Genomic DNA, 19,721 nt, shown 5'->3' on the forward strand with positions numbered 1-19,721 from the left:
TGTGCTCGAGCAGCCGCCTGAGGCAGCAGGCCGACTGACGGGCTCGACCCGTCGCCGGCGAGACGGCACCCCTGAGCAGATCGTCGCGCTGCCGCACCGCCCCGTCATGCCGCCCGTTCGGGTGACTACCCCGCGCCAGTCCTGCGAGGTGCGCTAGCGGCATGCGCACCGAGGCACTCGAGCGGGTCACGGTCGACCTTCTCGAGGAGCTCGGTGTCGCCGCGCCCGTCTACCGGCTGGGTGAGCTGGAGCGTCACCACGTACTCGAGCGCCGCCGCGGGTCCCTCGTCTCCTACGTCGTGGCACGCGACGCGACCGACGGCGCCGTCGGTCTGCTGCCCGTCTACCGGTCGCCGCGACCGTTCGAGCCCTCGCTGGATCCGGACGCCCTCTTCCCCGGCACCGGTGCCGGAGCGGACGCGACGAGCTCCCCGTTCTCCACGTTGTGCTCGGCCGGCGGCGCCGGGGGCTACGCGAACCACCTGATGCTCAGGGCAGGGCTCGCGGCCCCTCGCACCGCCCTGGCCGCGCACGCGTTGATCGACGCCGCCCGCGACATCGCCGCGGCAGCCGGCTGTGCCCGCCTCCTGGTCCCCGACCTCGACCGGACGCAGGCGCGCTGGCTCGCGGAGATCGAGGCCGAGGCGACGGCCGCGTCCACACGGGAGAAGGCCGTCCTGCCGATCGACTGGAACGACTTCGCCGGCTATCTCGCCGCCCTCCCCCGCAAGCGCAGGTGGCAGGTCCGCCAGGAGCGCCTCGCCTTCGCCGAGGGCGGCACCGAGGTCCGCGACGAACCGCTGGCGGCGGTGGCGGTCACGCTCGCCCCGCTGCTGGCGCAGACCCAGCGGCGCCACGGCGAGGCCGTGGACCCGGCCGCCGCGGAGTTCTACCTCACCATGCTCGCGATGACACCGGGCGCCGTGACGCGCGCACTGGTCGGCTACCGGAAGGGTGAGCCCGTGGCGTTCTCCGCCGTGGTCCGCTGCGCCGACACCTGGACGGTGCGTGCGGTCGGGCGCGACTACGCCGCTCCGGACCACGCAGAGTACTTCAACCTGACGTACTACGAGCCCATCGCGCGCGCGGCCGCCTCGGGCGCCCGCGCGATCGACTTCGGCGTCGGATCGCTGGCGGCGAAGCGGTTCCGCGGATGCCGCCTGCAACCTCTACGGTCGTTGCTCATCCGCTCCGCGTCGCACAGGCAGCGGAAGTCGCCGCTTTCGGCGACACGACCAACGCTCGGCCGCGCCGTAGCGTCCGAGTCCTCGCAGGTCGCCGACCGAGGAGGCATCAATGGACCTTGACGATGCGATCGCGGTGGTCGGAGTCGCGGCGAACGTCCCCGGCGCGTCCGACGTCGACGCGTTCTGGATGAACCTCGCGCGCGGCGTGGAGTCCGTGACGGTGCTGAGCGACGAGCAGCTGCGAGACCACGGCGTCCCGGAGGAACGGCTGGCGGACCCGGCGTACGTGAAGGCGGCCGCCATGGTGGAGGACGCCGCGGGGTTCGATGCGGACCTGTTCGGCATGACGGCTCGCGAGGCACAGGCGTGCGACCCCCAGATCCGGCTGTTCCTCGAGGCCGCCCACGCGGCGATCGAGAGCGCCGGCTACGACCCGACGACGATCAGCGCCGGCACCGGCGTCTTCGCGTCCTCCGGCGCGCCGCTGTACCACGAGCACCACCTCCGGCCCCAGGCGGACGCGGCAGGCTTCCCGCTCTCGGGTCTGGTGACGCTCAACCACGGCGGCTACATCGCCACGATGGCCTCGTACACCCTCGACCTGCACGGCCCCAGCGTGACCGTGCAGACCGCGTGCTCGAGCACCCTCGTCGCGGTGCACCTGGCCTGCCAGTCGCTGCGGACCGGTGACTGCGACACCGCGATCGTCGGCGGAGCCAGCATCGACTTCCCCCTCGGCCACGGCTACCTCTGGTCCGACGGGGGGGTCCAGTCGCGCAGCGGACACTGCCGCCCGTTCGACGCCGACGCCGACGGCACCGTGTTCGGTGCAGGGGCGTGCGCCGTGGTGCTGAAGCCGCTGGCCGACGCGCTCGCGGACCACGACCACGTGCGTGCCGTGATCCGCGGCAGCGCGGTCAACAACGACGGCGCCGACAAGGTGAGCTTCGGTGCCCCGAGCGCCGCAGCCCAGCGCGCCGTCGTCATGGAGGCGCTGTCGGTCGCCGACGTGGATCCGGGCGAGATCTCTTACGTCGAGACCCACGGCACGGGGACGGTCGTCGGCGACCCGATCGAGGTCCGCGCGCTGGCCGATGCCTTCACCGGTCTCGCGGACGAGCCGCTTCCCGCCGGCAACTGTGCGATCGGGTCGGTCAAGGGCAACATCGGGCACCTGGGCCCGGTCGCCGGGCTGGCCGGCTTCATCAAGACCGTGCTCGCGCTGGAGCACGAACAGCTGCCGGCGAGCATCAACGTCCGCGCCCCCAACCCGCGGCTGGACCTGCCGTCCACCCCGTTCCGGATCCAGGACCGCCTCGCCACCTGGGCGCGAGACCCGCAACGGCCACGGCGCGCGGCCGTGACCTCGACGGGGATCGGCGGCGCGAACGCCCACGTCGTGCTGGAGGAAGCGCCGCCGCGGGCCACGTCCCGTCACGAGGAGGAGCCCCGCCTGGTGGTGTGGTCGGGTCCGACCCTCGACGCCGAGCGCGAGGTGCGCGCCGAGCTCGCCGAGTCGTTCGTCCAGCAGGGCGAGGCGACGTTCGCCGACGCGGTGGCCACCCTGCAGCACGGCCGCCAGACCCACTCGGTCCGGGCGGCCGCGGTGTGCACCAGCGCCCACGACGGTGCCGCAACCCTGAGGGAGGACGACGGCGAGAGGATCGTCGTCTCGCGACAGCCGGTGACCGACGCGCCATCGGTCTGTCTGCTGTTTCCCGGCCAGGGCTCCCAGCAGGTGACGATGGCCCGGGGCCTCTACCGCCGGGTGCCGGTGTTCGCACACGCCCTCGACGAGTGGTTGGAGCGGCTCGACTCGCCCGACCTGCGGCTCCGGGAGTGCTGGCTCGGGAACGCCGGGCTCGACATCACCGACACCGCCCGCGCCCAACCGCTGCTGTTCGCCGTCGAGCTCGCCCTGGCGCACCTGTGGCAACGGGCGGGCGTCCGCCCTGCCGCGCTGCTCGGGCACAGCCTCGGCGAGCTGTCCGCCGCGACCGTCGCGGGGATCTTCGAGCCCGACGACGCCGCCTCCGTCGTCCTCGCCCGCGGGGCCGCGATGCGCGACCACGCGGCGGGCGGCGGCATGCTGGCCGCCGCTGTCGGTGCCGATGCCGTGGACGACCTCCTCGCCGGCACGGTCACGGTCGCCGTGATCAACCGGGACGACCAGGTCGTGCTGTCGGGGTCCGACGACGATCTCGCCGACGTGGCCGCCGAGCTCACCGATCGCGGCGTCGCGTGCACGCGGCTGCCCACCTCCGGGGCGTTCCACACCCCCTTGCTCCGCGACGCCGCTGTCGCGTTCGGGAAGGCCTTCGACGGCGTGTCCCTCGCTCCCCCGTCGCTACCCGTCTACTCGGCCGCCAGCGGCCGGCTGATCTCGGCGGAGGAGGCCGTCGAGCCGGCCTTCTGGCTCGACCAGCTCACCGAGCCCGTGCGGTTCGCCACCGCGTTCGACGCACTCGTGGAGACGCCGCCCGGCGTCCTGCTGGAGGTCGGCCCCGGACAGGTGCTCACCGACCTCGCCCGCCGCCACCCACACGTGCGCGACGGCTCGGTCGACGTCGTGCCGACGCTGCCGCGCCGGAGCGGGACCGCCGCCGGCGACCCGGACGAGGACGTGGTGGCGGCGCTGGCCGCCGCGGCACGACTCTGGACGGCCGGGACCGACCTCTCGTGGGAGGCGCTGGGGCAGTCGCCGCTGCGGCACCGGGTCCCGCTCCCGGGATACCCGTACCAGCGCGCGCGCCACTGGGTCGACGCGCCGGCGGCCCCGGCGACCCCGTCGACCGCCGCCCCCGTCGTACAGGCGCCCGCTCCCGCGCCCCGTCCCGCGGCCGCCGCCGAGCCCGCCACCCCGTTCTCGATGATCTCGTGGCTGCCGTCGGCCGGCGGCCCGCCGCACCTCACCCGCGCCGGCACGACGGCCGTCGTCTTCCTCCCGGCGGACGACGTTCGCGCCGACGACGTGCTGGCGGCGCTGGAGCGTGCCGAGGTGCGCACGGTCCCGGTCCGCGCGACGCCCTCCTCCGGGCAGGAGGGGCCCGACCTCGTCGCCCGGCCCGGCAACGCGGCCGACGTCCGGCGCGTGTTCGACGAGCTGGCCGACCGCGGCACGGACGTCGACCTGATCGTGCACGCCACCGCTGCCGCCCCCTGGTCGCCCGCCTCCACGGCCACCGTCGACGAGCAGCTCGAGGCGAGCTTCTTCGACGTGCTCGCGGTGGTCCAGCACGGGCTGCGCACCGGCGCGACGGGCCGCGCGCCGGAGCTCGTCGCACTCACGTCGGGCGCAGTCGACGTGTCCGGCGCCGAGGCCGTCGACCCCGTGAAGGCGAGCATCCACGGCCTGGTCCGGACCCTGGCCGCCGAGCTGCCGTGGCAGCGGTGCAAGGTCGTCGACGTCTCTGCGACGACTCCCGTCGACGAGCTGCGTGAGGAGCTCTGCCGCACCGACGAGCACGGCGTCGTCGCACTGCGCGGGCGGCACCGCTGGGTGCCGGTGGAGACACCGCTGCAGGTCGCACCGAGCCGTCCGTCGATCCTGCGCTCGGGCGGCGTGTACGTCCTCACGGGCGGGATGGGCGGCCTCGGCCTCACGATCGCGAGAGGGCTGGCGGCCACCGGGACCCGCCCGAGGATCGCGCTGCTCGGCCGCCGCGTCCCCCCGGACGGCGAGCCCGTCGACACGTGGTCCGCCGAGGTCGCGGACGCCGTCACGGAGGCCACCTCGCGGGGTGCGGAGGTCCGGCTCCTCTCCTGCGACGTCGGCGATCCGCGCGATGTGCGCCGCGCCCTCGACGTCGTCGCCGCCACCCTCGGGCCGGTCCGGGGTCTCCTCCATCTCGCCGGGGTCGCGGGCGACGGGATCCTCCAGGTCCGCGACCCGCAGCGAGCCGCGGAGGTGCTGCGCCCGAAGGTGCGCGGCACCTTCGCCCTCGCCGAGGCGCTCGCGGACCGGGCCCCGCTCGACTGGGTCGCGCTGTTCTCCAGCCGCGCGGCCGTCGACGGGCTCGTCGGGAGCGGCGACTACGCCGCCGCGAACGCCGTCCTGGAACGGTGCGCGAGCGTCGACCTGTTCCCCGCCGAGCGGGTGCTGAGCATCGGCTACCCGAGCTGGACGACCGTCGGCATGGCGAGCCGTCCCGGGGGCGCGTCGGGCGTCGGCGAGCTCCGCCGGACCACCCGCCTCGCCGCGGAGGACACGTGGGCGCTCGACGAGCACCGGCTCGACGGCACCCCCGTCCTTCCAGGCACGGCCACCCTCGACCTCGTCGTGCGCGCCGCCGCGCAGACCCTGCCCTCGGACGACGACCAGGCGCTGGTGCTGTCCGACGTGGCCTTCGTCGCGCCCCTGGTCGCACGCCAGGCGCGACGCGTCGACGTCGTCCTCGTCGCCGAGGACGGCCGTCATCGCTTCGAGGTGCGCTCCCAGCCCGAGCACGACACGACGGCACCGTGGGTCACGCATGCCACGGGCGGGGTCGGGCGGCGGGCCGCGGAGCCGGCGACGTGCGACCTCGCAGCGCTGCGGGAGGCGACCCGGCCGGTGACGGAGCCCGGCCCCGGGAGGTTCTCGCTCGGCCCGCGGTGGGACTCGGTCCACGAGGTCCGCGACGGCGAGCACGAGCGGCTCGTCGGCCTGCGGCTCTCAGCACCCTTCGCCGCCGACCTCGACGCGCACCCGCTTCACCCGGCCCTGCTCGACCTGGCCACCTCCGCCGCGCGCGGCTGCCCCGGCCCGGGCCCGGCCGACGACCCCGACGAGCCGTACGTGCCGTTCCACTACCGCTCGCTCACGGTCTTCGCGCCGCTGCAGGCCGAGGTCGTCGCCCACGTCCGCAGCCAGGGCGTCCGCCCCGGGCACCTGGTGGCAGACGTCGACGTGTTCGGGACCGACGGCCGCATCCTGGTCGCCGTCGAGGGCTTCACGATGCGGCGGGTCGACCGGGACGCCTTCGCCGACGGCCTCGACGCGACGTCGGCCGACTCCCCCGAGCCCGTCGGGATCGACCCCGAGGTCGGGATCGACATGCTGATGACCCTGCTGGCGTCGCGGACGCCGGAGAACGTGATCGTCCGCCCGCACCGCGGCGGCCGACCCGTCCCGCTGAGCGGGTCGGAGTCACCGGCGGCGCCCGCCGTCCCGCGCCCCGTCACTCCGCCGGCGCCTGCGGTGCCCGCGGCCCCGGCCGCCGACGCTCCTGCCGTCACGGCCCCCGCCGCCTCGCCACCCGCCGCCGCGCCACCCGCCGCTGCGCCACCCGCCTCCACGCCTCCCGCCGCCGAGCCCGCGCGCTCGACGTCGGATCGCCTGCGCGAGCTGTGGGCGCACACCCTGGGCAACGACCGGATCGAGCTCGACGACGACTTCTTCGACCTCGGCGGGAACTCGCTCACCGCGATCGAGCTGATGTCGCAGATCCGGGAGCGGTTCGAGGTCGAGCTGAGCGTCGGGTTCCTCTTCGAGGCCCCCACCCTCGCCGAGCTCAGCGACGTGATCGACGAGCGGCTGCGACGATGACGGCCGCAGCGCAAGCGTTCGCCCTCGACGGCCCGTCCTCCGACGCCGAGCCCGGCCACCGGATCGCGCTGCGCGACGGCTGGTCGCTGTGGCGGCTCGCCGCGCTGCGCAGCGCGGGCATGCCGATGGCGTGGCTCGAGGCGTTCGCCGTGCCCGACGCCGCGGACGACGAGTCGGACCTGCGCAGTCGGGAGACCTCGGCGGCGGCGGTGCGTCACGTCGTCGGGCAGCCGGCGTTCGTCGAGGCCGTCACCTGGCAGAACCCCGCCCTGGTGCGGAACTGGCTGGGCCGCTTCGCCGCGGACCTCGCCGCCGGTGGGGACGGCCGCCTCTCACGCCGCGACCAGCGCGAGGCGCTCGTCGCCTTCCTCGCCCAGCGTTACTGCGCGAAGAACGAGACCATCGGGTTCTTCGGGCCGGTCGCATGGGCGCGGTTCGGCGAGGACCACGAGGACGTCCGCACCAGCGGCACCGCCCGGCTCCGGAGCCGCACCCTGTTCCGGGAGCAGTGGGCCGTCGACGCGATCGCCCGCACGTTCGCGGCCCGGCCGGAGCTGCGTCCGCACCTGGTCGCGCGACGCCACCCGGCGTGCTCCTTCGACGGCGGTGTGCTTCGCCGACCGCGCCGCCGTCCGCAGCCCCTGGACGCCGACGAGGCCGTGGTCGCGGCCGCCCTCGCCCGGCCCCGCCAGGTCGGCGAGCTCCTGACGGCCTGCGGGACGCCCGAGGCGCTGGACCGGCTCGTGACGGCGGGAGCCGTCCTGGTCGGGCTGCCGATCCCGGTCACCGACCGGCCGGAGGACGTGCTGCGCGGCCACGTCGCACGGATCGACGACGACAGGCTCCGCGCCGGCCTGGCGGCGGAGCTCGACCGCATCGACGACGCGGCCGCCGTGGTCGCGGCCTCGGCGGGCGACCCGGTCGCGCTGCGCGACGCCCTCGAGCGTCTGGGGGAGGAGTTCCGGTCGCTGACCGGCGTCGGCGACCAGCGCGCCAAGACCGATCGCGACCTCGGACGCTGCATCGTCTACGAGGACTGCCGGCGCGACCTCGACGTCGACATCGGCGCCGACCTGGTCGACGACCTGCGCGCGCCGCTCGCGCTCCTGCTGGACACGGCGCGCTGGCTCGTCGCCGAGACCGGAGCGGAGGTGGAGCGGGACCTCGCCGCCCGCGAGGCGTCGCTGAGGGAGGCCTCCGGACGACCGGTGGCCCTGTGCGACCTGGTGATGGCGTCCGGCGACGTCCTCGGCGGGCTGCCCGGCACCGCCGTCTCGCGGGTGGCCGCCGACTTCCGGGCCCGCTGGGCCGAGCTGCTCGCGACGGCAACCGATGCGTCCCGGCTCACGACCGCGAGGCTGACGCCGCTGGTGCGGCTCCTGTTCCCCTCCGGCCCGGTGCGGTGGCGGGCGGCCCGCCAGCACAGCCCGGACATGATGCTGCGCGAACGCCCCGGCGACCGTCCGCAGTGGGTGCTCGGCGAGCTGCACCTCGCCGTGAACACGCTGGAGAATCGCGCCTTCGCCACCCAGGCCGACGACCGCGCCGAGCTGGTCGCCGCCACCGCGGCCGACTTCCCGGACGGCCGCTTCGTCCCCGTCCTCCCCGCCCGGTCACCGGACGTGACCTCGCGCACCTATCCCCCCCTCGCGCTCGACCTGCCCGATCGCTACCGATACTGGTCGTGGACCGACGACGAGGGCCATCCGTCGGGGCGCCCGACGCTCCCCGGTGCCGGCCTGCTCGTGGAGCGCGACGGCGACCGGCTCGTGGTGCGCTCCCCCGACGACGGCTGGCACGCCCCGCTGGTCGAGGTGCTCGGAGAGTTCCTCACCGCGCTCGTCGCCGACCGCTTCAGCCTCCGTGGCCCGGCGCCGCACCACCCGCGCCTGATGCTCGACGACGTGGTCGTCGCGCGCGAGGCCTGGCACCTGCCGGTGACGGAGCTCCCCGATGCCCCGGGCGACTACCGCCACCGCGCGCTGCGCGCGCGGCTCGGCGAGCTGGGCATGCCGCGCTGGGTCTTCGCCCGGACCCCGGATCAGCCGAAGCCGTACCTCGTCGACCGCGACGCGCCGCTGTCGCTGCGCAACCTCGCGCGCGGCCTGCGGCGCAGCGCCGGCTCCGATCCCGACGCCACCATCACGTTCACCGAGATGCTCCCCGCGCCCGACGAGCTTTGGATGGCGGGACCCGGCGGCGAGCCCCACACCAGCGAGCTGCGGATCGTCGTGCATGACGACGGGCAGCCCCGCTCCCCCCTGACGGCCCCCGATCGGACGGAACGCGGATGACCTCCTTCTCCTCGGCGTGGTTCAGCGACGTGCTCAACCCGGACGGGGACGGACCCGTCGTGGTCGGGCTCCCCTACGCCGGCGGATCGGGCCGCGCGTTCCGGGCGGTGCACCCGTACCTGTCCGACGACAGCGTGCTGGCGCTCGTCGACCTGCCCGGCCACGGCACCCGGCTGGCCGAGCCGTGCGTGCGCGACGCGGACGACGTCGTCGTCGAGCTGCTCGGGACGCTCGACGCGCTGCCGACGGAGCGACTCGTGCTGCTGGGCTACAGCATGGGCGGGTGGCTCGCGTACGACGCGGCTGCGCGGCTCGTCGACGCCGGTGCCCCGCCGCTCGGGCTCGTGGTGTGCGGGAGCCGTGCGCCGCAGACCGGCCTCGGGCACCCGTCCCTCGCTCGTCACCCCGTCGGGCCCGAGTTCCTCCGCGAGGCGGTGTCGATGGGACTCGCAGCCCCGGAGATGATCGAGGTTCCCGGGATGGCCGAGCTCTTCGCGCCGGCGCTGCACGCGGACTTCGCCGTCGTGCAGAGCTTCCGCTACCGATCACGTCCGCCGCTGCCTGTGCCCGCCTGCGTCATCGGCTTCGACTCCGACTGGCTGGTCCCGGAGCCGTCGCTGCGGGCCTGGGACGACGTCTGCGTGCGCCCGCTGCAGCGCCGCGTCGTCGGCCCGCACCTCGGGCTGCACGAGGACGAGGCGGCGTTCGGCACCGCGGTGGCGGCCGGGGTGGCGCACGCACGCGACGCCCACGCCCACGCCCGTACCGCGGCGACGACGGGACTCGTCCGATGACCTCGACCCGCCCTCCCGCGGAGTGGTACGACACCGACCGGGCCTACCCGGACGGGCTCACCGCCGTCGACCTCGTCGCCCAGGCGGCGCGGCGAGCGCCGGACGCACCAGCCGTGGTCGATGCGCACGGCGTCGTCCACACGCACGGACAGCTGCACGCGCTCGCCACCCGGCTCGCGGGGCTCCTCCACGAGCACGGGATCGGCGTCGGCGACAATGTCGCGTTCCTCGGGAGACGCCACGCCGCCTCGCTCGTGGCGATCCTGGGGGCCGGTCTCGCCGGCGCGGCGTTCGTGCCGATCGGCCACCGGTGGCCGATCGAGCGGATCGTGTACGTGATGCGGGCGACCCGGGCACGCTGCATCGTCGGTCTCGGCGAGGACGCGCCGCTGCTCGACGAGCTCGCCGCCACCTGTCCCGACCTCACCGACGTCGTGCTCCTCGACGTGGACACCGAGCACCCGTCCATGGCGCCCGAGGCGACCGCGCGCACGGACCCGTCCGCCCCGCCGGTCGAGCCGGACGCGCTCGCGGCCGCCGTCCTGGCCGAGCGGCCACGCACCGTGCTGCAGGTCGGGCTGGGCAGGGGAGAGCTGCTGGAGCGGGTCGGGCCGTACGTCGACCTGTTCACCGCCGTCGAGCCGGATGGCGACGCGGTCGACGCCGCCGCGCGGTGGGCGAACGAGAACGACGTCTTCGCCGACCTCGTCGTCGGCGGTCCCGAACGCGTCGGCGAGCTGCCGCCCGCCGCCGTCGACGTGGCGGTCCTGCCCGCGGCTCCGTCGCCGGCACAGCTCGCGGCCGTCGCGGCCGCGGTCCGTCCAGGCGGCGCTGCGATCGTCCCGGGACCGGCCGCGCCGGTGGAGGACCGCGTCTGGGCGGCGGCGGCGGCCGCGCCCGACGTCGGCGCGACCGTGCTGCGCCGGACGGACCTCCCGCCCGGCGTCGCGGGCGGCCGCGGACCCCGTGTGCACACCGGATGGCACCTCGCCCGGCAGCCCGCCGTCGACCCGCCCCGGGCCCTCGCCCCGGGCGACGTCGCGTACGTGATCTTCACCTCCGGCTCCACCGGCCGCCCCAAGGGGGTCGCGGTCAGCCACGGCGCGCTGGTGAACACGCTGTGGAGCTGCTCCGAGCTGTTCCCGTTCCGGGCGAGCGACCGGCTGCTGCAGGTGGTGTCGTTCTGCTTCGACCTCTCGATCTACGACGTCTTCGGCGTGCTGTCGGCCGGCGGAGCCCTGCGCATCGCCGACGAGGACGAGCTCGCCGAGCCCGCGCTGCTGGCGCGCGTGCTGCTCGAGGAGGGCATCACGTTGTGGAACTCGGCGCCCCCGATGTTCGCCTGGGTGCTCCCCTTCCTCACCGAGGCCGACGCGCCGCCGGAGCGCAGCTCGTCGCTGCGCCTGATGTTCCTCGCGGGCGACTGGATCCCGCTGTCGATGCCCGACGAGACGCGGGCCGTCTTCCCCGACCTGAGGATCGTGAACCTCGGCGGCGCGACCGAGACGGCCGTGTGGTCGTGCTGGTACGAGATCGGCAGGGTCGAGGCCGACTGGCCGAGCATCCCGTACGGGCGACCCCTCGCGAACACCCGCTACTACATCCTCGACGAGCATCGCGAGCCCACGCCGATCGGCGAGGCCGGCCAGATCTACACGGCGGGCACGTCGCTGGCGCTCGGGTACCACGGCGACCCGGTCCAGACCGCGCAGGTCTTCGTCCCGGACCCGTTCCGGCCCGGGCAGCGCATGTACGCGAGCGGTGACCGCGGGCGCTGGCTCCCGGACGGGCAGATGCAGCTGCTCGGCCGGATCGACCACCAGGTGAAGGTCCGCGGCTACCGCGTCGAGCTGGGGGAGATCGAGTCCGTGATGGCCGCGGCGACGAACGTCCGGTCGGCCGCCGTCGTCACCGTCGACCGCGTCGGCAGCCTGGCGCTGGTCGGCTTCTACACCTGCCGCGAGCCGGGGGTCCCGGTCGAAACGTTGCGCGAGCTGCTCGCAGCGACGCTCCCGGACTACATGGTCCCGACGCATCTCGCGTGCGTGGGCGAGCTGCCGCTCACCACGAACGGCAAGGTGGACCGGGCGGCACTGGCCGGGCTCGCGGCCCCGGCGACGGCGGCCAGCGGAAGCGAGGGACGCCGGTGACCGACTCCGAGGGCACCCTGGCCGAGCGCGTGCGGGCCATCTGGACCGACACGCTCGGCGAGACCGACCCGGACGCCCGGTTCCTCAGCGCGGGCGGCCACTCCGTCCTCGCCGCCAAGCTCATCGCCCGCATCGGCACCGAGCTCGGCGCCACCCTGAGCCTGGCGACCTTCCTCGGCGAGGACCGGTCCGTCGGCGACCTCGTCGACCTGGTCGAGCGTGCCCGGAGCTCTCCCGCCGCCGACCCGGGTGCGGGTCCCGCGGCCGCGGTCGGTGGCACGGGGACCGACCCGCACGGCGACCCGGCGAGCGGCACGGGCTCGGCGCCGATCTCGCCGGCGATGCGGCGGATCTGGACGTGGCACCGGATCCACCCCGACTCCCCCGCCTACAACGTGGTCCGCGTGCTCGAGGTCGACGGTCGGGTGCAGCCCGCCCCCCTGCGCTCCGCCCTGGCCGACCTCGCCGACCGGCACGAGGCCCTGCGCTGCCACGTCGACGAGCCGTCTCCCGCGCAGCCCGAGGTGGTCGTCGCCGCGCCGGCGCCGGTGCCGCTCACGATCGAGGTCGTCCGGGGCGAGTCGGACGCCGACGTCGACGCCCAGGTCGGGGCCGCCCTGCGCCGGGTGGCCGAGCAGCCGATCCCGATGGACGCCGCGCCGCTGTGGCGCTGCGGGCTGGTCTGGTCGCCGAGCACCGGGCGCTCGTGGATCGCCGTGGTGATGCACCACCTGATCAGCGACCTGCGGGCGTCGGACATCGTGCTCGACGACCTCGCCACCGCGTACGCGGCGCGCCGCACGGGGTCCGCGCCGGACCTGCCGGGCTCGGCCGGTCTCCTCGACCACCTCCGCCATCAGGCCACGATCCCCGGCTCCCCGCGCTGGCACACCGACCTCGACTGGTGGCGCGGCCGACTCGAGGGCCGGTCCCGCACGATGGTGTCGCCGACGGCGGCGAGCGACGACGAGCACCGCGCCGGCACCGTCTCCGTCGACCTGCCGCCCCACGTCGGTCACGCGGTCGACGCGATGCTGCGCACCGCTGGGATCACGCCGGCCGTGCTCTTCCTGACCCTCGCCACCGCGGTCCTCTCCGCACGCTCCGGCGGCGAGGCGGGCGTGATCGGCGTCCCCAGCGCGCGCGCCGCGCGGCCCGCCGACGAGCGGACCGTCACCTTCCTGCTCGACACGCTGCTGCTCACGACCGGCGATCCCGGCGCCGACGAGCGCACCGTCCTCCAGGCGTGCGCCGCCACGCGGCTGGCCCTCCTCGACGCCGTCGACCACGCGAGCCCCACCTACGACGAGATCCTCGGCCGGCTGCAGCTGCCGCGCAGCGGCCGCAGCCCGCTGATCCGCCTGTGGTTCAACGACCTCACCGGCGCCGCCCCGCCGGCGCGCTTCGGCGAGCACCCGAGCGTCGAGCACGACCTCGCGCCCGGCTGGGCGCTCTTTGACCTCGGCGTGTACGTCGTGCGCCCCCCGACGGGCTACCGCCTGCACGTCGTCGCCCCGCAAGCCTCGGCGCCCGACGACGTCGCCGCGTTCGCCGAGCAGCTGCTGCAGGTGTGCTCGGCCGCCGCGGCCGATCCGCACCGCCGGCTCGCCGACCTCGTTCCAGCGCGGACGGGGGCGCCCGAGGACGGCTCGCCCCGCACGACGCCCGGCCCCGGGGAGGTCGCGTCGACGGTGGAGGCCCTCGCCGGTGCGGCCGCCGAGCACCCCGCCGCCGCGGCCCTCGTCACAGCCGACGGCGTCGTCGACCGCCGCACGCTCGACGACGCCGTGACCGACCGCGCCGACCGGCTGCGCGCCGCGGTCGCACCCGGCGTCCTCGTCGCCCTCCCCGCCCGCCGCGACCGGCTCTACCTCGAGCGGCTGCTCGCATGCATGCGCGCCGGCGCCGTCCCGGTCCTGATCGACGCCGCGTGGCCGCGAGCCCGCCGGGACGCGGCGATCCGGAGCAGCGGCGCCACCTATGCGTTCCCCGACGACGACGGGCCCCTGCGGACCCTCACCGAGGGCGCGACGAAGCCGGCTGTCGCGACCGAGCCCGCGCACGTCCTGTTCACCTCCGGCACGACCGCCGACCCGCTGCCCGTGCTGGTGCCGACGGCGGTCACCGACGCCGCCGTCGCCGACCTGGCCGCCTGGCTCGAGGTCGGCGCCCACGACCGGATCGCGCTGCTCAGCGGACCCGCCCACGACCCTGCCCTCCGCGACCTCGGCCTCGCGCTGCGCACGGGAGCCAGCCTGCACGTGCCCGCACCGACCGAGCAGGCCGACGTCACCCGGCTCGCGCACTGGCTGCGCACGGAGCGCGTCAGCGTCCTCAGCTCGACCCCGACGCTGCTCACGCTCGTCCTCGGCGCCGACCCCGGCGCGCAGCCCCTGCCCGACCTGCGGGTCGTGGTCTGCGGCGGCGCCCCGCTCACCAGCGCGACGGCGGCACTGATCCGGTCGCGGGCACCGGGTGCGGTGATCGTCAACGGCTACGGGTGCGTCGAGACCCCGCAGCTGGTGGTCGCGCACCGGCTCGAGCCCGACGACCTCGTCCCCACGTCGCCGCACGTGCCGCTCGGACGTCCGCTTCCGGGTCGACGGATCGAGCTCCTCACCGCCGACGGGCAGCCGTGCGCCGACGGGGAACGGGGCGAGATCTGGGTCGGCGCGCCATGGATCGCGTCGCGCTACCTCACCGACGGTCCCGCCCGGTTCGTCGCCGAGCCCGATCGGCTCGTGCGCACCGGCGATCTCGCCCACCGCGACCGGGCCGGGCTGCTCCACCTCGTCGGACGAGCCGACCGGCAGGTCCTCGTCAACTCCTACCGCGTGCTCCTCGACGAGGTCGAGGCCGCTGCGCGCGGGTGCAACGGGGTCGCCGATGCCGTCGCCGAGCTGGTCGGCAACGAGCACCACCAGGGGCTTCGGCTCTGGGTGCAGCCCTCGGCCTCGGGCGAGAGCGTGGACGAGGCGACCGTGCGGGCCCACCTCGCCGACGTGCTCGCTCCGCCGGCCGTCCCCACCAAGATCCTCCTCGTCGATCGGCTGGGGCTGTCGGCGAACCTCAAGCCCCTGGTCCCCACCGCCGCGACCAAGCCGCAGACGGCCGCCGCCGCGTCCGCTGCTCCGGTCGACGCCCGGCTCACCGACACCGCGGCGTCGGTCCTCGGTCGCCCGGTGGGTCCCACGGCGAACTTCTTCGACGCCGGCTTCACCTCGATCACGCTGCTGCGCCTCGGCGCCGAGCTCACCGCCGTCCTCGACCGCCCGGTCGAGCCACTCTGGCTGTTCCAGCACCCGAACCTGCGGGCGCTCGCCTCCGCTCTTGAGCTCGTGGCCGCGCCCGAGGGGGAGGCGGACACGACAGGTCGCGCCGGGCCCGCGCCTCGCACGCAACGCGACCCCGCCCGCCGCCGGGAGAGCCCCGGACGCATGCGGGACACCCGTCGGCTGGCCCGGCAGCGTGTCCGCGAGTCCCGCGAGGACACCGACGGCTGACCCGACGACCGCTCAGGGGTGGTGCGCGGCCTGCGACTCCAGGACGCTCAAGAGTGCCTCGACGTCGTCGGCACGCGCCTGCTGCGCCTGCCGGACGGCGATCCGCTGCGCGAGCATCTCGACGGTCGCCGACGCGAAGATGTCCCGCAGCGCGAGGTCGACGTGGACGGTCTCGCGGATCCGGATGTTCAGCTGCGTCGCGAGCAGGGAGAAGCCGCCCAGCTCGAAGAAGCTGTCGTGGATGCCGACCCGGTCCACGCCGAGGAGGCCCGCGAGGATCTCGACGAGCTGCTCCTCCAGCGGCGTCCGCGGGGGCGCGTAGCGGTCGGCGGTCGCGCTCGGCTCCGGCCGCGGGAGCGCCGCCAGGTCGTACCGGCCGGCGGGAGTCAGCGGCAGCCGCTCGAGCACGACGAGCTGCGTCGGCAGCAGCGCGTCCACCAGCCGTGCCGCGAGTTGCGGCTGAGCCGCCGCGGGGTCGAAGTCGGCGCCGGCGGTGGCGACGTAGGCGACGAGCTCGGTGCCGCCCTCGTCGTCCGGCAGCTCCACGACCAGCGCGTCGACGACGTCGGGCAGCTCGCGCAGCGCGCCCACGGTCTGCAGGGTGGCGGCGCCCGGGTCGGCATCGATCGCGCCGACGAGCTCCACCGTCCCGTCCACCCAGCGCCGCCCGATCTCGTCACCCGGGCGCTCGCCCACGCGGAGCTCGGCGACCTCGCCGACGGCCGCGTCCTGCTCGCCGCGGCGGACCAGCCGCAGGCCGTCGTGCGCCGCGTGCCCGAGCGGCACCCGCAGCGGCGCCGTCTCGACGCTCCACTCTCTCGGCACCTCGTGCACGGCCGCGGGCCGGCCGTCGGGGCCGATGCGGTAGACGCCGGTGCATCCGGCCGACGGGGCCGAGCGGCGCAGCGCGGCCACGTCGCGCGAGAGGAACGTCCCGTCGTTCTCGACGACGACGTGGCGCAGGGTGGGCAGCGAGTCCTCCGCCAGGGCCCGCAGCGGGGGCGGCGTCGAGAAGAGCACGGTGAGGTCCGCGACGTCCGGCGTCGCCGACGCCTCCTGGCCGTCGGTGTGCGCGGGGTCGAGCAGCACCACCGTCGCTCCCGCCGCGGACGCGGCCCGGAGGGCGCAGATCACGGATCCGGTGGAGCCCCCGAGCACGCCGACCCTGTCGTGGGCGTCCAGCCCGTACCGCTGCGCCGCCCAGTCACCCGGCGGAGTCGTCGGCACGTCCGCACCCGGCGCGTCGGCCGTCGCCTCGCCGAGGTCGATCTCGACCACGTCGTCGCCGACGCGCAGCACGATGCCCGAGGCGTCGGCACAGACCTCCAGGCCGGCGGCCGCCGGGCCGTCGTCGCCGTCGCCGTCGCCGTCGTCCAGCGTCACCGCGATCCCGGCCAGCAGGCAGCCCAGCACGGCCGCCGCGCAGACGGCGACCGGCCGCCAGGCGAGCACGACCCGGGGCTCGTCGCGGTCGGTGCCGCCGCCGTGGTCATCGATCGGCAGGTGCCGACGCAGCGCCCGCGCGACGCGATCGGCCGCCGTGTCGACGCGGCCGCGGCTCCACGCGCCGTCGCCGTCGACCACGGCGACCCCGCTCGGGTCGGCGGGCGGCATCCTGCGCTGCCCGGCATCGCCCGGCACCGTCGCCGAGGCTCCCGTGCCGGCCGAGCCGAGGACGTAGCCGGACAGGCGGCGGTCGGGGTCGTTCGCCGCGGTCCGCAGCAGGGCGAGCGTCTGGTCCAGCAGCTGCTCGATCATCTCCTGCTCGTAGCGGCTCGCGTCGAACTCGAGGTCGAACTGGAGCGCCCCGCCCCACGCCCGCGTGCTCAGGTTCAGCTCAAACTTGCTGGGCCGGGTCGGGGTGTCCAGCAGCTCCCCGGACGTGCCGGCCAGCGGACGCACCTCGGGCGTCTCGACGCCGTTGAGGATCACCTGGAACAGCGGCGTCCGCGACGGCACGCGGGTCGCCGGGATCTCGCCCACCAGCAGGTCCAGCGGCGCCTCAGCGTGCGCATATCCGCCGAGCGCCGCCGACCGCGCCCGGGCGAGGAGCTCGGCGAAGGTCGGGTCGCCGCCGAGCCTCACCCGCACCGGGAGCGTGTTGACGAAGAACCCGATCAGCCGCTGCACCCGCGCGTCGGACCGTCCCGTGATCGGCACCCCGATCACGACGTCCTCCTGTCCCGACCAGCGGCCGAGCACGGTCGCGAAGCCTGCGAGCACGACCATGAAGGATGTCGCATCGGCCTGGCGGCACAGCGCGTCGAGGGCGCGGGTGTCGGCCTCCGACAGCGTCGTCCGGACCCGGCCGCCGGCGGGCAGCTCGCCCGGGCGGCGCCGCCGTCTGCTCGGCAGCGCCAGCGCCGGTGGGGCGCCCGCGAGGTGCTCGCGCCAGTAGTCGACCTGCTGCGTCAGCGACTCGCCGGTCAGCCAGCGTCGCTGCCAGACGGCGAAGTCGCGGTACTGGACCTCGAGCTCCGGCAGGTCGGCCCGCTGCGGGTCGCCGCCGGCCGCGTACAGCGCGGACAGCTCCCGGACGAAGACGTCGACCGACCAGTCGTCGCAGACGATGTGGTGCGCGGTGATGCTCAGCAGGTGCTCCGTGGGGCTCGTCCGGATCACCAGGCAGCGGACGAGGGGGCCGTGCTCGAGGGGGAAGGGCGTGCTCGCGTCGTCGTCCATCAGCGCGCGTGCGGCGTCGTCGCGGTCGGGCCGCTCGCTCAGGTCCTCGAAGCGCAGGTGCCAGTCGGGCGCGAGCTCGTCGACGACCTGCACCGTCGCGCCGTCGGAGACCGGGAACCGCGAGCGCAGCGCCTCGTGCCGCTGCATGATCGCACGCAGCGAGGCGTCGAGCGTGGCCACGTCGAGCTCGCCGACGAGACGCTGCCGGCCGTGCACGTGGTACGCAGCGCTCGGCAGCAGCTGGTCCTCGAGCCAGAGCCGCTGCTGGTCGTAGGACAGCACCGGCGCGGCGTCGGCGGGACGGCGGGTGACCGCGGGCCGCTCGGCCGGTGCCGCCTGCGACACGTGGGCGGCGAGCGTCGCGACCACCGGGGACTCGAAGAAGTCCATCGCGCGGACCCGCACGCCGTAGCGCTCATGGATCCGCCCGAGCGCGCGGACCGCCATCAGGGAGCTGCCGCCGAGGTCGAAGAAGTCGTCGTGCGCGTCGACGTCGTCGCGGCCGAGGACGTCGCGGAAGATCGCCGTGATGCCGTCCTCGATCGCCGAGCGGCGGACCGTCGGCGCATCCGTCGGAGGACGAGGCGGACTCGCAGGGTGCGGGGGGCTCGGAAGATGAGGGGGCACGATGCCGACGCTAGGAGGACGCCGCTGCCGCGTGGCGTCGCCGAAATCGGGTACCGGCTCGGCGCGTCCCGGTCACCGCCCACGTCACGGCCCCGTCCTCGTGGGCTCTGTCCCGTGAACACCCGACAGGAGGCGACCGGCGAGACCGGGTTGACTGGGCGCTCCGAGCCGTCGAGACACAGGGAGCCCCGTTGTCGCCCGTCGATCGACTGTTCCCGTACCGCAAGGCGACCGACGGCTTCGAGCTGTTCGCGTTCCCCCACGTGGGGGCCGGACCCACCCTGTTCCACGCACTGCGCGCCGCAGCGGCGCAGGAGGGCGTCGCCGTTTCCGGCGCGCTGCTGCCCGGGCGCGGGCGCCGGGTCCGCGAGGCGCCGCACCGCACGGTCGACGCGCTGCTCGCCGAGATCGAAGAGGTCGCGCGCGACGACGGATCCGCAGCGTTCTCCGGCGACTACGGCCTGCTCGGCCACTGCTCCGGTTCCCTCATCGCCTTCGAGGTCGCCCGCCTCCTCGTCCGGTTGCCGTGCGCGAACCCGCGGTTGCTCGTGATCTGCAGCTGCCGGCCGCCGGAGGTCATCCCCGACACCGGCACCAGTCGGCTGCCTCGCGCGGACATGCTCGAGCGCACCGCCGCGCTGGGCGGGATGCCGGACGCGCTGTTCGCCGACCAGGACCTCCTCGACCTCCTCGAGCAGCCGCTGCGGGCGGACTGGGAGATCTTCGACCGCTACGTCTACGAGCCCGGGCCCGCCCTGCCGTTCCCGATCCTGGCCGCGCGAGGGGCGCACGACCTGACGGTGCCGCCGGAGGAGCAGCCGCGGTGGCAGGCGCACACGCACCGACCCTTGCAGACCGTCGAGCTCCCGACCGACCACTGGATGCTCTCCGACGAGGGCTCGCGCCGCCTCGCCCGCGAGATCGCGACCGCCGTGTCGGCGATCCGCGCCTGACGCG

Annotated in this window: 8 protein-coding genes; 7 read left to right on the forward strand and 1 reads right to left on the reverse strand. The window is 75.5% G+C overall.

The genetic code is table 11. The annotated features are described in order from the left end of the window. The first annotated feature begins 161 nt into the window (after positions 1-161). From CLV56_RS17815 to CLV56_RS17840, 6 genes are read left to right on the forward strand one after another with little or no spacing between them, the layout of a single operon-like run. Positions 162-1,307, forward strand: coding sequence for a GNAT family N-acetyltransferase (locus CLV56_RS17815; RefSeq protein WP_100415367.1), 1,146 nt, complete (start codon positions 162-164; stop codon positions 1,305-1,307). Next, entirely contained in the window at positions 1,297-6,714 is a 5,418-nt protein-coding gene (locus CLV56_RS17820; protein WP_100415368.1) for a type I polyketide synthase, read from the forward strand. Before CLV56_RS17815 ends, CLV56_RS17820 begins: the two co-directional genes overlap by 11 nt. Beyond that, positions 6,711-9,008, forward strand: coding sequence for a lantibiotic dehydratase (locus CLV56_RS17825; RefSeq protein WP_039368940.1), 2,298 nt, complete (start codon positions 6,711-6,713; stop codon positions 9,006-9,008). Before CLV56_RS17820 ends, CLV56_RS17825 begins: the two co-directional genes overlap by 4 nt. Continuing rightward, positions 9,005-9,802 (forward strand): thioesterase II family protein, encoded by a 798-nt coding sequence (locus tag CLV56_RS17830; RefSeq protein WP_100415369.1) that lies wholly within the window; start codon positions 9,005-9,007, stop codon positions 9,800-9,802. The genes CLV56_RS17825 and CLV56_RS17830 overlap by 4 nt, the downstream gene beginning before the upstream one ends. After that, positions 9,799-11,952, forward strand: a complete 2,154-nt coding sequence (locus tag CLV56_RS17835) for an amino acid adenylation domain-containing protein (protein ID WP_039368943.1) — start codon at positions 9,799-9,801, stop codon at positions 11,950-11,952. Before CLV56_RS17830 ends, CLV56_RS17835 begins: the two co-directional genes overlap by 4 nt. Beyond that, positions 11,949-15,455, forward strand: coding sequence for an AMP-binding protein (locus tag CLV56_RS17840; protein ID WP_039368946.1), 3,507 nt, complete (start codon positions 11,949-11,951; stop codon positions 15,453-15,455). Before CLV56_RS17835 ends, CLV56_RS17840 begins: the two co-directional genes overlap by 4 nt. Positions 15,456-15,467: 12 nt before the next feature. On the opposite strand, the gene CLV56_RS17845 is transcribed toward CLV56_RS17840, so the two are convergent. After that, the gene (locus tag CLV56_RS17845; protein WP_039368949.1) at positions 15,468-18,764 is read right to left on the reverse strand and encodes a condensation domain-containing protein; all 3,297 of its coding nucleotides are present in this window, start codon (positions 18,762-18,764) and stop codon (positions 15,468-15,470) included. Positions 18,765-18,955: 191 nt separating this feature from the next. On the opposite strand from CLV56_RS17845, the gene CLV56_RS17850 reads away from it, so the two are divergent. Then, entirely contained in the window at positions 18,956-19,717 is a 762-nt protein-coding gene (locus CLV56_RS17850; RefSeq protein ID WP_039368951.1) for a thioesterase II family protein, read from the forward strand. Positions 19,718-19,721: the final 4 nt, after the last annotated feature.

Source organism: Mumia flava, from assembly GCF_002797495.1.
Lineage (GTDB): Bacteria > Actinomycetota > Actinomycetes > Propionibacteriales > Nocardioidaceae > Mumia > Mumia flava.

Bases quoted from the DNA above. Each gene is read 5' to 3' on its own strand.
- CLV56_RS17815 (WP_100415367.1), top strand. From the start codon at position 162: ATGCGCACCGAGGCACTCGAGCGGGTCACGGTCGACCTTCTCGAGGAG.
- CLV56_RS17820 (WP_100415368.1), top strand. From the start codon at position 1,297: ATGGACCTTGACGATGCGATCGCGGTGGTCGGAGTCGCGGCGAACGTC.
- CLV56_RS17825 (WP_039368940.1), top strand. From the start codon at position 6,711: ATGACGGCCGCAGCGCAAGCGTTCGCCCTCGACGGCCCGTCCTCCGAC.
- CLV56_RS17830 (WP_100415369.1), top strand. From the start codon at position 9,005: ATGACCTCCTTCTCCTCGGCGTGGTTCAGCGACGTGCTCAACCCGGAC.
- CLV56_RS17835 (WP_039368943.1), top strand. From the start codon at position 9,799: ATGACCTCGACCCGCCCTCCCGCGGAGTGGTACGACACCGACCGGGCC.